The organism is Stackebrandtia soli (assembly GCF_965137155.1).
GTDB classification, from domain to species: domain Bacteria; phylum Actinomycetota; class Actinomycetes; order Mycobacteriales; family Micromonosporaceae; genus Stackebrandtia; species Stackebrandtia soli.
Window position 1 is genome coordinate 1 of record NZ_CBCRZX010000013.1, and the last position, 14284, is coordinate 14284.

10 protein-coding genes and 1 pseudogene are annotated in these 14284 nt (G+C 66.6%); 9 read left to right on the forward strand and 2 right to left on the reverse strand.

What is annotated here, in order from left to right:
• Both ACM9NP_RS10150 and thrS read left to right on the forward strand, forming a co-directional pair.
• Nucleotides 1-490 (forward strand): annotated as a pseudogene (locus ACM9NP_RS10150) (hypothetical protein); the annotation flags it as partial.
• A gap of 236 nt (nt 491-726) precedes the next feature.
• Nucleotides 727-2736, forward strand: a complete 2010-nt coding sequence (gene thrS / locus ACM9NP_RS10155; protein WP_415646389.1) for a threonine--tRNA ligase — start codon at nt 727-729, stop codon at nt 2734-2736.
• A gap of 33 nt (nt 2737-2769) precedes the next feature.
• On the opposite strand, the gene ACM9NP_RS10160 is transcribed toward thrS, so the two are convergent.
• Nucleotides 2770-4263, reverse strand: coding sequence for a potassium/proton antiporter (locus ACM9NP_RS10160; RefSeq protein ID WP_415646390.1), 1494 nt, complete (start codon nt 4261-4263; stop codon nt 2770-2772).
• A 743-nt stretch (nt 4264-5006) separates the two neighbouring features.
• Between ACM9NP_RS10160 and ACM9NP_RS10165 the strand changes: the two genes are divergently transcribed.
• The 5 genes from ACM9NP_RS10165 to ACM9NP_RS10185 all read left to right on the forward strand — a co-directional run bounded on the left by ACM9NP_RS10165 (nt 5007) and on the right by ACM9NP_RS10185 (nt 9774).
• A complete protein-coding gene (locus ACM9NP_RS10165) occupies nt 5007-6131 on the forward strand; it encodes a quaternary amine ABC transporter ATP-binding protein (RefSeq protein WP_415646391.1) in 1125 nt (374 codons plus the stop codon).
• 71 nt (nt 6132-6202) lie between these two features.
• Complete coding sequence (locus tag ACM9NP_RS10170; protein WP_415646474.1) at nt 6203-7051, forward strand: ABC transporter permease; 849 nt, start codon at nt 6203-6205, stop codon at nt 7049-7051.
• A gap of 73 nt (nt 7052-7124) precedes the next feature.
• Entirely contained in the window at nt 7125-8006 is an 882-nt protein-coding gene (locus tag ACM9NP_RS10175) for a glycine betaine ABC transporter substrate-binding protein (RefSeq protein WP_415646392.1), read from the forward strand.
• Nucleotides 8007-8160: 154 nt separating this feature from the next.
• A complete protein-coding gene (locus ACM9NP_RS10180; protein ID WP_415646393.1) occupies nt 8161-9090 on the forward strand; it encodes a glycine betaine ABC transporter substrate-binding protein in 930 nt (309 codons plus the stop codon).
• A 123-nt stretch (nt 9091-9213) separates the two neighbouring features.
• Nucleotides 9214-9774 (forward strand): HIT family protein, encoded by a 561-nt coding sequence (locus tag ACM9NP_RS10185; protein ID WP_415646394.1) that lies wholly within the window; start codon nt 9214-9216, stop codon nt 9772-9774.
• A gap of 725 nt (nt 9775-10499) precedes the next feature.
• Here ACM9NP_RS10185 and ACM9NP_RS10190 read toward each other — a convergent pair.
• Nucleotides 10500-12512 carry a GTP-binding protein gene (locus tag ACM9NP_RS10190; RefSeq protein WP_415646395.1) on the reverse strand — a complete coding sequence of 671 codons (2013 nt, stop codon included), beginning with the start codon at nt 12510-12512 and terminating at the stop codon, nt 10500-10502.
• A gap of 234 nt (nt 12513-12746) precedes the next feature.
• On the opposite strand from ACM9NP_RS10190, the gene pgsA reads away from it, so the two are divergent.
• On the forward strand, nt 12747-13376 hold the full coding sequence (gene pgsA, locus ACM9NP_RS10195) for a phosphatidylinositol phosphate synthase (protein WP_415646396.1): 630 nt from the start codon (nt 12747-12749) through the stop codon (nt 13374-13376).
• The gene (locus ACM9NP_RS10200; RefSeq protein ID WP_415646397.1) at nt 13369-14280 is read left to right on the forward strand and encodes a phosphatidylinositol mannoside acyltransferase; all 912 of its coding nucleotides are present in this window, start codon (nt 13369-13371) and stop codon (nt 14278-14280) included. Before pgsA ends, ACM9NP_RS10200 begins: the two co-directional genes overlap by 8 nt.
• Nucleotides 14281-14284: the final 4 nt, after the last annotated feature.

The following is a 14284-nucleotide window of genomic DNA, read 5'->3' on the forward strand; positions in this document are numbered from 1 at the left end:
GCCCCCGGCCCCGGCCCCCGGCGGAGCACCGAAGGGCGCGCCCTTCGCCCGAGGCGGCAGAGCCCGTATCGGTGGCCGTATCGCGCCGGTCAACCCGGTGCGCCGTCCACAACCCGTCGGTGGGAACCAATCCGTTCTCGACGCGCTCGAGCCGGAACGGGTGCTGCTCGCCGAGGCTCCGCCCGCGTCCTCGCAGGCGATCCGCATGGCATTGAGCGACATGGCATCCAGGCTCACGTTCGTCGCGCAGCAGCTCGCCGCGATCGACGGCCTGGCCGCCGAAGGGGAGCGTCTGTCCAAACTGGTTGACGCGCTCGCCGCGTGTGAGACCGGTGGTGGCGACCCGACCGCGCTCTGGCTTCGCGCCCGCACGGTCGTCGGCGAGGTTGTGGCAACCGTGCGAGGGACGATGACGACGGAGGACGGGCCGTCCTCGACTCCGACCGCGCCTCCCACCAAGCGGGGATCGTTCTGGAAGCGACAGTCATAGCCCACATCGGGGTGTGATGCCTGACGGGGGAGGACGTTGGAGCACCGACGTCCTGCCCCGCGAAGGGCTTCCGCCGCCGCTCGTTCCGCTGCGGTTTCGCCCCGCTGTCCTGCGACGTGGGCGCTCGGCGTGCGGCCGCAATATCGGGTCGAGCTGGCCGTATGCCTCGGACTACGATGTTGTCTGCCGAGAACCGCTCGGCGGCAATACCACTGACTTCTCAAAGGAGATCCATCGTGTCCGCACTGCCATCGTCCCCCGTGACCGACCCCGTCGTCGTTCCGGCCGGGACTACGTGCGCCGATGCGATTGCCAATGCGGAGCTGCCCACCACCGGCGCCAAGGCGATCGTGGTGGTCCGCGACGCCTCAGGCACGCTTCGCGACCTTTCCTGGGCTCCAGAGACCGACACGTCGGTCGAGCCCGTCGCCATCGACAGCCCGGATGGCCTGAACGTTCTGCGACACTCGTGCGCGCACGTGCTCGCGCAGGCGGTTCAGGACCTCAACACCGAGGCGAAACTCGGTATCGGCCCGCCGATCCGGGACGGCTTCTACTACGACTTCGACGTTCCGGAGCCGTTCCAACCGGATGACCTGAAGCGCATCGAGAAGCGCATGCAGGAGATCATCAAGTCCGGTCAGACCTTCGTTCGCCGCAACTTCGAGTCGGTCGGGGAGGCGAAGCGGGAACTCGCCCACGAGCCGTTCAAACTGCTGCTCGTCGACATCAAGGGCGATGTGGACGCCGAGGAGGTCATGGAGGTCGGCGGTGGTGAGCTCAGTATCTACGACAACTTCGACCCCAAGACCGGTGAACGGGCGTGGGGAGATCTCTGTCGCGGTCCGCACCTTCCCTCCACAAGGCACATTCCGGCGTTCAAGATCATGCGATCGGCCGCCGCGTACTGGATGGGTTCGGAGAAGAACCCGCAGTTGCAGCGCATCTACGGGACCGCGTGGCCGTCGAAAGACGCCCTGAAGGCGCACCTGCGTCTGCTCGAGGAGGCCGCGAAGCGCGACCACCGCAGGCTCGGCAGTCAGCTCGACCTGTTCTCGTTCCCCGACGAGATCGGCTCCGGCCTGCCCGTGTTCCACCCGAAGGGCGGCATCATTCGCCGCGAGATGGAGAACCACTCGCGTCGTCGCCACGAGGAGGCCGGGTACGACTTCGTCAACACCCCGCACATCACCAAGAGTCATCTGTACGAGGAGTCCGGGCACCTCGACTGGTACGCCGACGGCATGTATCCGGCGATGGAGGTCGACGGCGCGGACTACTACCTCAAGCCGATGAACTGCCCGATGCACATTCTCATCTACCGGTCTCGGGGTCGGTCCTATCGTGAGCTTCCGATGCGGGAGTTCGAGTTCGGCACGGTCTACCGCTACGAGAAGTCCGGTGTGGTTCACGGCCTGACCCGTGTGCGCGGCCTGACCCAGGACGACGCGCACATATTCTGCACCAAGGAGCAGATGGTCGACGAGCTCAAGACCGCTCTGACCTTCGTTCTGGACCTGCTGAAGGACTACGGCCTCGACGACTTCTACCTCGAACTGTCCACTCGCAACCCGGAGAAGTCGGTCGGCAGCGACGAGGTCTGGGAGGAGGCGACCGCCGCGCTGATCGAGGCGGCGGGGGAGTCCGGTCTGGAGCTCGTGGACGATCCCGGTGGGGCGGCGTTCTACGGCCCGAAGATCTCGGTCCAGGCCAAGGACGCCATCGGCCGGACCTGGCAGATGTCGACGGTCCAGCTCGACCTGAATCTGCCGGAACGGTTCGGTCTGGAGTACTCGGCCGCCGACGGGAGCCGCCAGCGGCCCGCGATGATCCACCGCGCGCTGTTCGGCTCGATCGAGCGGTTCTTCGGCGTGCTCACCGAGCACTACGCGGGCGCGTTCCCGGCGTGGCTCGCGCCCGTCCAGGCCGTTGGCATCCCGATCCGGGACGAGAACGTTCCCTACCTGGAGGAGTTCTTCGCCGCTCTCCGTGCGGCGGGCATCCGGTGCGAGGTCGACACCTCGGCCGATCGGATGCAGAAGAAGGTCCGTAACGCGCAACTTCAGAAGATCCCGTTCATGATCCTCGCTGGCGACGCCGACCAGGAGGCGGGGACCGTCTCGTTCCGCTACCGGGACGGTTCGCAACGCAACGGCGTCAGCATGGCCGACGCGATCGCCCATGTCGTCGAGGTCGTCGAGTCCCGTGTCAACGTCGGGCCGACCGCCGAGGTCGCGGAACTGTAGTCGTCGACGGCGGCCGGTTCACGCCGGCCGCCGTCATTCCGCACCGTATTCGCCGTACCAACCGGCGAGCCGTCCTCGCCGGGCGACCGCGCGCAGTCGTGCCTCGGTCGCGTCGCGGCTTCCGCGCATCGTGATGATCATGAGTTCGTCGCCGGAACGCAACCGTTCGTCCTGTCCCGGCACGAAGAGCTGCCCGTCGCGAACGATGCTGTTGACGACGCTGCGTTCGGGCAGGCGCAGCTCGTACAGATACAAGCCGTGCAGCCCCGATCGGGGACCGATGGTGACGGTCATGATTCCCGCGCCGAGCACGTCCAGCGGAGCGGAGTCGATGTCGACGTCGACGAAGGCGCTGTGGGTGGCAAGGCCGAGCCAGCGGGCGATGTGTTGGAGGCTCGGGCCCTGGACGACCGTGAAGATGATGACCAGCACGAAGACGACGTTGAGGAGCATCGCGGAACCGTCGACGTCGGCGACGATCGGAATCGTCGCGAGCACGATCGGGACGGCACCGCGCAACCCCGCCCAGGCGATGAACGCCTGATCGGCGGCGGCGATGCGGAACGGTGTCAGTGTCAGCGCTACCGCTATGGGGCGGGCGACGAGTAGCAGGGCCGCGCCGATGACGAGCGCGGGCACGACGGCGTTGAGGAGTTCCGGCAGCTCGACGAGCATCCCGAGTATGACGAACAGTCCGATCTGAGCGAGCCAACCGGTGCCCTGCGCGAAGGACAGCGTGGCGCCCTGGTGAGGTAGGCGGCTGTTACCGAGGACGAGTGCGGCCAGATACGCGGCGAGGAAGCCGCTGGCGTCGATCGTCCCGGCCGCCGCGAACGCGATGATGCCGAGCCCGACGGTGCCCAGCGGGTACAGGCCGGCGACGGGTAGGGCGATGCGTCGCGCCCCCCACGCCCCGGCCCAGCCCACGACTATCCCGATGACGGCACCGCCCGCGAGCTGGTACGCCAGGTCGAGAACGATCAGCAGGGGGGACTCCGCTTCGGTGTGAACGCTGAAAGCGAGGACGAGGATGACCGTCGGCGCGTCATTGAAGCCGGACTCGGCTTCGAGCAGGCCCGCGACGCGACGCGGCAGGCGCAGGTTTCTGAGCACGGAGAATACGGCGGCGGCGTCGGTGGACGCGATGATCGCGCCGACGAGAAGCGCCATCCGCCAATCCCAGTCGAGGAGGAGACGGGTCGCGACGGCGGTGAGCCCGATGCTGATGCCGACGCCGACTGTGGCGAGGACGCTCGCAGGCAGGAGGATGGGTCGGATGTCTCGCCAGCGGGTGCTGAATCCACCTTCGATGAGGATCAGAGCGAGCGCGACCATGGCGATCGGCTGGATCACCTCGACGTCGTGGAAGGCGAAACCTATCGCGTCGTCGCCGAGCAGCGTGCCGAGCAGTAGGAACGCCAACAGCGCGGGCAGCCCGACCTTGTTGAACATCGTGACGGCCGCGATGCACACGAGAAGCACGCCGCCTCCGATGAGGAGCATGAGCGACAACTCGTGCAGACTCATGTGGACCGGGACCCCCGTAACCCGATGACTTTGGGTGAAGTGTAGAGGTTGCCGACCGTGTCGGGGCGCGGGAGACGGGCAGCCCGGGCGTGGTCGATCGCGGCCGGGCGCGTCGTGAGTCGTACGGGTCGGGATCTCATCACTGTGGATTGACGGTTCGGTCGACGGCTCGACGGGATGTGTCGTTTCGGGCGTCTGTCGGGGCGTTGTCCGAGCGTACGGTGTGTTGTCGCATCATCAGATCGTCGACAATCGGACACCCGCCGATTTGCGGGACCGGCCCGTCGGCTACCGTGTTCGACCAACGGCGAATCGACACGTTCACACCCGTTGTGTCCGATGGGTCACGTGGCGTCGGTTCGCTCCCGCCCCCGACCGCCCCCAAGGAACCGTGAGTCTGACGAACCGTGACGGCCATTCCGTCTCCGACGTGCCCGGCGTGACGCCGTCGTCGGTGGGTTCGCAAGCGTGCTCATCGCGGGGACGCGGTGCTCGGTGGTCTCGACGGCGCGGTGCGCCGTCTGCGCGAGCGGGGTCGCCTCCGGCCCCCGCCACTCGCCCTCCTGTGTTCGGGTAGCCACCCGCGACGTTACCTGTCGCGGACTCGTGTGCCTGTAACTCGGCTCTGGGAGGACGCATCACCCCATTCACCCCTTTGATTCGCCGCTGAACGTCTATTGAGGCTGTTCGCGTGCGTGACAGCGACGTCGCCCCCGCGGCGTCACCACCAGGAAGTAGCAATCGTGGATACGAGTACCGACGACGCGACCGGCCAAGCGCCGGCCCTCGCCGTCACCGCGTTGTACAAGATCTTCGGCAAGCGCCCCGAACGGGCGATCGCTCCGCTGGAGACCGGAGTCCACCGCGACGAGATCGCCGACCTCAATGTGACCGCCGCCGTCATCGACGCCGAGTTCGACGTCCGACCCGGCGAGATCTTCGTGGTCATGGGTTTGTCGGGCTCCGGAAAGTCGACGTTGATCCGGATGCTCAACGGCCTTCTCACTCCGACGGCGGGAACGGTCACGGTCGGCGGTGTCGACCTCGCGAGCCTGTCTCCGTCGGAACTTCGTCGCCTGCGTCAACAGCAGATCAGCATGGTCTTCCAGCACTTCGCGCTGCTGCCGCACCGCACGGTCCTCGACAACGTGGCGTTCGGCCTCGAGGTCGCCGGGGTTCGTCCGGCGGAGCGAAAGGTCGCCGCGCTCGACGCGATCGAGATGGTCGGGTTGGGCGGCTGGGACGACAAGCTCCCGTCCGAGCTGTCCGGCGGGATGCGTCAACGCGTCGGTCTGGCCCGCGCGCTCGCGGCCGGCACGCCGATCATGCTGATGGACGAGGCGTTCTCCGCGCTCGATCCGCTGATCCGGCGCGAGGTCCAGGACCAGCTGCTGGAGCTGCAGGCCGAACTCGGCAAGACCATCGTGTTCATCACGCACGACCTGAACGAGGCGATGCGCATCGGTGATCGGATCGCCGTGATGCGGGACGGTCGGATCGTCCAGATCGGTACGTCCGAGGAGATCCTGACGCAGCCTGCCAACGACTACGTCGCCGAGTTCATCGCCGACGTCGACCGCACTCGCGTCCTGACCGCGGCTTCGATCATGGATCCACCCCCGCGCAGCACGGCTCCGCAGAACTGCCACACGGTGACTGCCGACACCCCGGTGGCGGATTTGTTCGCGCCCAGCGCCGAGAACAGCCTTCCGCTGCACGTGACGAGCTCCGACGGCTCGCTCGTCGGTGTCATTCCGAGGTTGACGCTGCTCAGCGCTCTCGGGTCAGTCCATAGTGGTACAAATCCGGCATCCGCTCCGCCCGTGTCCCCATCCGAACCCGCGTCGACGACGGAGGAACCAGCATGAGCCGCACCGATTCCGCTCTTGAGCCGTTGTCCGACTGGTTCGACGAGAACCTGTGGGAACGCCTGCCCGACATGCCGATCGGACCGTTCTTCGAGTCGATCGTGGATTGGGCGAAGGTCGAGTTGCGTCCGTTCTTCCGATCGGTGGCCGACGGAGTGGAGTCGCTCGTCGACTCGCTCACCGACGTCCTGACGTTCTTCCCGTCGGCGCTCATGGTCGTGCTGTTCGCCCTGATCGGATTCTGGGTCCGCGGCTGGAAGTTCGGCGCGACGACGCTGCTGATGATGGGCCTTGTCGCCTGGACCCCGTTCTGGGAGCAGACGATGATGACGTTGTCACTCGTCATCGTCTCGAGTGCGCTGGCGTTGCTGATCGCCATCCCGATAGGGGTCCTCGCCGCCGAGAACCGGGTCGTCGGCCGAGTGGCCCGGCCCGTCCTCGACTTCATGCAGACGATGCCCGCCTTCGTCTATCTGATTCCCGCCGTGGCGTTCTTCGGCGTCGGCGTCGTGCCCGGTGTCATCGCGACGATCGTGTTCTGCATGCCGCCCGGCGTCCGGTTGACCGAGCTGGGCATCCGTCAGGTCGACCGTGAGGTGATCGAGGCCGGAGAGTCCTTCGGCGCGTCCCCGTCGACGATCCTGACGCGGATCAAACTGCCACTGGCCATGCCGACGATCATGGCGGGCGTCAACCAGGTCATCATGCTGTCACTGTCCATGGTGGTCATCGCAGGCATGGTCGGTGGAGACGGTCTCGGGCGCATCATCATGAGCGCACTGAACAGCGTCGACCTCGCGAAGGGCTTCAACAGCGGCCTCGCGGTCGTCATCGTCGCGATCTTCCTCGACCGTGTCACCGACTCCCTCGCCAAACGCACGAAGGTCGCGCGGGTCCAAGCGTCGCGATCGAAAGTCTGACCCCCCAAACCATCCGACGGAGCCGACAGTGCTCGGTCCGTTCCATCCCCCAAGAAGGAAAGCGGAAGGAAACATGAAGAAATCCCCGATCGCCCGCACCCTGGGCGCCGGCATCGCCGCGCTGGCGCTCGCCGGTTCGCTCACCGCCTGTGGCGGTGACGACGCCAATGACAAGGAAATCACCATCGGCTACATCGGTTGGGACGAGGCCGTCGCGGCCACCAACCTGTGGAAGCTCGTGCTCGAGGAGCAGGGTTACGAGGTCAAGACCACCGAGTTGGAGGCCGGCCTCATCTTCGAGGGCATGGCGAACGGGGACGTCGACCTGTTCCTCGACGGTTGGTTGCCCACCACCCACGAGTCCTACATGGCCGAGTACGGCGACAAGATCGAGCAGGTCGGCGTTTGGTACGACAACGCCGCGTTGAGCATCGCCGTGCCGTCGTACGTCGAGGTCGACTCGCTCGACGAGCTCGCCGACAACGCCGACCTGTTCGACGGCGAGATCATCGGCATCGAGGACAGCGCCGGCTTGACGAAGGCGACCCAGGAATCGGTCATCCCGACCTACGGGCTCGACGGCAAGATGGAGCTCGTAACGTCCAGCACCGCCACGATGTTGACGGAACTCGACGCCGCCATCGCCAATAATGAGCCAATTGTGGTCACATTGTGGCACCCGCACTGGGCCTACGCCAATTACGATCTGAAGGACTTGGCCGATCCGGAGGCGACCCTCGGGACCGCCGAAGAGATCACCACATTGGCTCGAAAGGGCTTCGCGAAGGATTTCCCGGACGTCAACGCCATGCTCGCGAAGTTCAAGATGGACGATCAGCAGCTCGGCAGCCTGGAAGATTACATCTTCAACCAGAACAAGGACGACCACGAGGCGGGTGCTCAGGCCTGGCTCGACGAGAACCCCGACTTCCTGGATTCCATTGCCGCGAAGTAGGAATTCGTAGGGGGGATGCGGTGGCGTATCGCATCCCCCACGAACGGTTGAGTACGTTCCGGCCGTTTATCTCGACCTGCCGCCATTAGAGATGAGTCGAGCTAGTAGGTTCTCCACGACGTATGCAACGAATGGGTTGGATTTCAATATGCGCATGAAGCTACTTGCCGGAGCCGTCGCGGTGTTGACGGTCGTAGCCGGTTGCGGCTCGCCCACCGAAACCACGGAGGAGACCAGAGGCGAGGTAGTCATCGCCTTGGAGAACTGGGCGGGCTACGAGGCCAACGCCGCGGTCCTCGGTTACCTCCTCAAGAACGAGCTCGGATACGACGTTACCTATCAGGAGCTCGGTGGTGACGAAACCTGGGAGGCACTTGAGGCTGGCACCATCGACGTCATCGCCGAGGACTGGGGAAAGTTCGACGTCAAGGCCGAGGAGGAGCCGTCCGCGCGGGATTACGCGCAGATCGCCCGTTACACCGGTGTCGACGGCCAGATCGGCTGGTGGATGCCGAAATGGGTGAAGGACGAGTACCCGGGAATCGAGAAGCACTCGAAGCTCGCGGAATACGTGGACGTCCTGCAGACCTCCAAGTCCAAGGGCAAGGTCCAGCTACTGGTCGGCGACGACGACTACGTCTCCAGCGAGAAGGAGATCATCGCGAACCTCAACCTGCCGGTCGAGGTCGTGAGCGTCGGCAGCGAGGAGAAGCTGATCGAGGCCGCACGCGACTCCGTCAACAAGAAGGAGCCGGTGCTGTTCTACTTCTGGCAGCCGCACTGGCTGTTCACGGAGATGGACCTGGTGCCGGTGGAGTTCCCCGAGTACGACGCCAAGGACAAGGACTGCACCGAGAAGAAGATGTGCGGTTACGGGCCCTTGGAGCTGAACACGGTCGTGTCCAAGGACTTCGCGAAGAACGGCGGGGACGCGTTCCGCCTCATCAAGAACTTCGCCTGGAGCTCGGACGACCAGAGCCAGGTCGCGTTCGACATCACCGAGGCGGGCATGAGCCCCGAGGATGCCGCGAAGAAGTGGTTGGACCTGCATTCCGACCTCTGGCAGACCTGGATCACCGCCTGACGGCCGCTCGTTCGACCGATCCGGCACCGTCGAACACGCACCATTGATCGACGACGACGCCCACCCCACCACGTGCTGGGGTGGGCGTCGCCATGTCACGCCACGCGCAATAGGATCACGCCCGTGACTGACGACGCGAGCGTGATCGGAGCCGGAACACCCGATGGGCTGGAGCGGCTGTGGACGCCGCACCGGATGGCGTACATCAAGGGTGAGAACAAGCCGACCGGCCCGGATTCCGCCTCGACGGGTTGCCCGTTCTGCGAGATGCCCAAACTCGACGACGACGAGGGCCTCATCGTCGCCAGGGGAGCGCTCGTCTTCTGCGTCTTGAACCTGTACCCGTACAACGCGGGCCACGTGATGGTGTGTCCGTACCGGCACGTCGCCGACTACACGGACCTGGACGACGCGGAGACCGCCGAGCTCGCCAGCGTGACGCAGCGCGCGATACGGGTGATCCGGTACGTCAGCGCCGCCGACGGCTTCAACATCGGGATGAACCAGGGTCGGGTCGCGGGCGCCGGGATCGCCGGTCACCTGCATCAGCACGTTGTGCCCAGATGGGGCGGCGACGGCAATTTCATGCCGGTCATCGCCCGCACGAAGGTCCTGCCGCAGTTGTTGACCGACACGCGGCGGTTGCTCGCGGACGCCTGGAACTCGTCCGCCGTGGACGAGTAATCGGTGTGACGGGTCCTGCGCGCGGCGCAGTTCGTTGAGCGCGGTCGCGACGCGTCCGGGCGCCCGCTGACCCTGACTGAGAGGCAGGGAGACGCCGTCGCGGATCAGCCGGTTCCGTACACGTTCCTCACCCGGGCTCCGGGTGCTGAGGGCGACGTCGACCTCGGCGTCGATGGTCACCCGTAGGAGCCCCCATGAGGCGCTGTCGGGGTGTCGGCGGTGTCTCGGCCCGGAGACGGACGCCACGAGCGCCCACGGCAGCCACACGACCTGCCGGGACAGGATCGTCGGACGGATCCACAGACCGGAGTGGTCGGCGGCGATGAGCGGGGAGCGGGTGCTGAGGATTCGCCAGGTCAACAGCCCCCAGAGCACGCCCACGAGGACGAGGACGCCGAGCTGTTCCGCCGTCGGGTCGGCGAGCGGGTTCGGTTCCGTGAGGGGCACGTAGACGTCGGCCACGAAGATCCCGAATCCGAGCGAGCCCGGAATGAGCAGGTGGAACAGTCGGCTGCGCTTTACGAGGATCGGCATGTCGGGCGGTGGGTTCCGTGAACCGGAGTACGGCCGGGCGACCGCGAATCCCCCCGGGCGTAGGAAGGTTGGCGGCCATTGCGTGAGCCGTCGTCTCATAGTGGTCAATGTTACGAATCCACCGCAAGGTGTTGCCTGCGCGGTACGTCCTGCCCGGACAATCCGAAATGTCGGGACCCGATGGTAGTCCGTTATGAACTTTGATCCATTGGTTCCTCTTGGGCCGCAACAATACTAAGAATCGTCGGTTGACCGTCCACTGGCACCTGTCGGTGGTGGTCGAACTGTCGATCGAAGAATCCCGATCCCGCTGAAAGCTCCCTCAGGTCCACTATGTAACGGTTCAGTTCGATCGCGGGGAGGTGGGCGGTGATGACGGCGCGGTCGCGGTCGTCGGTGTCGGTTCGCATCCAGACGCCACGGCGCGCCGTGAGATCGGCTAGCACGGGTCGGACATAGCTCTGCGCCAGCGTGATGCGAACGAGATCCACGGGTTCGAGCAGGATCGGACCGGCGGCCGCGACGGCGGCCGACACGCTGTCGGCGACGGCGCGTTCGAGGGCCTCGCCGGTCAAGGTGAGGGCCGCGCCGGTGATGCTGACGTCGACCGCCAGGTCGGTCGTGACGACACCGGGGAAGCCGCCCTCGGCGAGGCCCAGGCGAGCGCCGTGCTCGATGCGCGAACCGTCGGGGGAGAGGTGCGGGTCGGCGCGGTCGATCGTGGTGCCGGTCTCGGTCGGAAGCGGGGTCACGGTGCAGACGACGCCCGTCTCACCGGTCGCCGTCGCCGGGTTCGTCACGGTGCCGCGCACCGCGATGGCGACGGGCGCGGTTGGTAGTGCGTGCCCGTTTCGGCGCAGGCGGTCCATCGTCACCGTCGCGTGGGTCTCTCCGACGCACCACAGCAGCAACTGCCCGGTGCCGGACTCGACGGCGAGTCTCAGATCGCGGTCGTCCCTCGCGAGTTCCCGCAGCGCGGCGAGGGCGCGGGCGTCCGTGTCCTCGGCGATCGCGATGGGCCAGGTCGCCGCGACGCGTTCCCACGGTTCGACGATGGTGGTCGCAGGGCCGTCGGTGACGGTGTCCCCGGCCGTCGCCGGGCCCGTCAGCTCGATCATCCCGAGTTCGCCCGCCGTCAGTGCGGGAACCGGCGAACCGTCCGATGTATAGACATTGTGGATCTTTCGAACGTCGACGGATTCCCCTGCGACCGTTGTCGAGCCGGTCCGCACCGTTCCGGTGTGCACCCGTACCAGGCAGGTGCGCGCGTCCTGGGGACCGTTCGCGCGCAGGATCGACGCCACCGCCGGTGCGGCGGGGTCGGTGCTCAGCGGTGGAGCCGGCTCACCGTTCACCATCGCGGGCGGTGGCGTGGCGTCACCGGGTGGCGGGAAGCCGTCGACGATGAGATCCAGCAGCACGTCGACACCGACGCCGGTCCGCGCGTCGACGGGCAGGGCCGGATAGAAAACCCCGCGCCCCACCGCCGCCTGCATGTCAGCGACGAGCGCGTCGTCGGGAATCTCCTCACCCGACAGGTACCGGTCGGGGAGGGTCTCGTCCTCGCTGTCGGCGATGACCGTCTCGATGAGCGTCTCCCGAGCCTCCTCGGTCCCTTCCCAATGGACGGTCTCGGGTTCCCTGATGATCGGCGGCAGTCCGGTCGAGTAGTCACGGATGTCGGCGGTGATCAGGTCGATCAACCCAGCGACCGCCTCGTCGTCGCCCAACAGGGGCAGCTGAATCGGCAGGACGGTGTCGCCGAACAGACGCTGCGCGAGCGCGACGGTCTCGTCCATGTCGGCGCGCGGATCGTCGAGTCCGGTCACGACGACGGCGCGGGGCAGGCCGACAGCGCCGCACTCCTCCCACAGCAGTTGGATCCCCGCGTCCAACCCGTCGACCGCCGAGACGACGAAGATCGCGCCGTCCACGCCGCGCAGCCCCGCGCGCACCGCCGAGACGAAATCCGCGTCGCCGGGGGTGTCGAGGACGGTCACGGGAACGCCACGCCACTCCGCGACGGTCACCTCCACACCGGTCGTCGGGTGGATCTGCCGGCCGTCCGCCGCACCCGCGACGCGCCGGAGTGACGCCGCGAGCGTGCTCTTCCCGACCCCGGCCTTGCCGATCAGCGCGACCTGCCGTCCTGTCATCGGCACGGATAGCGCCTTCGTCTCGGACAACTCGACCTCCACTCTCACCGGGGCACCCCACCGGCCATGACGGACACAAACGCCACCAGTATGGCGGTCCGCTTCGGCGGCTCCGCGCGCCGACCGCGCGGACGGACAATTCGAGCGTTCCGGTCACGATCGGCGATGGTGAGCGGTTGCGAGCCGTCGCTACCGATATCGTGGGGGCGCGCAGGCAGGCTGAGGCCGGGCGAAGTCTGCACTGAGGAGCCCACTGTCGATTTCGTCCGGATGATGGGCGAAATGGCTAAGTTTCTCAACGTGGCGGGCCGGGCGGCTGCGGCGAAAGTTTTGGACCCGATCGGAGCCGGACTCGTGCGGTTGGGCCTGGCGCCCAATGTGATCACGCTGATCGGGACGACGGGGGTGGTCGCCGGTTGTGTGTTCCTGGTTGCGCGGGGGCAGTTGGCATGGGGGCTCGTCGTCGTGGCGTTGGCGGTGTGCACGGATCTGCTCGACGGAGCGATGGCGCGAGCCAAGGGCGTGTCCAGCCGCTTCGGGGCGATGCTGGACTCTACGATGGATCGGATCGCCGACGGCGCGATATTCGCCAGTCTTGCCTACTGGTTGGCTGTCAGCGGTGATCGCTCGTCGGCGGTGGCCGCGCTCATCTGCCTGGTCGCCGCCGAGGTCGTGTCGTACACGAAGGCCAGAGCCGAGAGCCTCGGCGCGTCCTGCGATGTCGGCATCGCCGAACGCCCCGAACGGCTGATCCTCATAGGTATAGGAGCGTTGATACACATCGTTGGTGTGCCGTACGCCATGGCCGTCACCCTGTGGCTGTTGGCGGTGATGTCGGTGGTGACCGTCGCGCAACGCGTCCTGCACGTGCGGCGGCAACTGAGCGAGGATGTTGATCCGGACAATGCGTGACAGTGTCATCGGATTCGGATACGCCGCCGCGTGGCGACTCGTGCGCGCCATGCCGGAATCGGTTGCCGGCGCGCTGTTCCGGGCCGCCGCGGACCGAGCGACCCGTCGCAACGGGGCAAGCGTGCGTCAACTGCGGCGAAACCTTCGACGCGTCGTCGGTCCCGAGGTGTCGAACTCGGAGATGGACGCGCTCGTTCGCGACGCGATGCGGTCGTACGCCCGCTACTGGTGCGAGTCGTTCCGCCTGCCGTCCTACGGTCGTCAGGACATCCTCGACCGGTTCATGCTCGACGGTTACGAGGTGTTCGACAAGCACCGCGCCGAGGGCACCGGGGTCATCATGGCGATCCCGCACTCGGGCAACTGGGACCTCGCGGGCGCCTGGGTGACGACCAAGGGCTACCCGCTGACGACCGTCGTCGAACGCCTGCGGCCCGATTCCGTCTTCGAGAGTTTCGTCGAGTTCCGGCGCGGCCTCGGTATGGAGATCGTTCCCCACACCGGGGGCGAACGCCCAGCCCGCACGGTCCTGGCCGAGCGGCTCGCCCAAGGCCATGTGGTCCCGATCGTCGCCGACCGCGACCTCTCCTCCAACGGAGTCGAAGTGGACTTCTTCGGAGAGAAGACGCGGATGCCCGTCGGTCCAGCGCTACTCGCGATTCGCACGAAGGCCCCGCTCTACACCGTCGTCGTCCGCAACGACGGGCCACATCGCGGCTATGGCAAGGTGGAAGGACCGATCCCGATCCCGACGGACGGGCGGCTCGCCGATCGCGTCGCCGCGGTCACACAGGCCATGGCGGACGCCTTCGCCGCCGGCATCGCCGTCGCTCCGGCGGATTGGCATATGCTGCAACGACTGTGGTTGTCCGACCTGCCCGTGTCACCGTCCACAACTGAATGAAGGT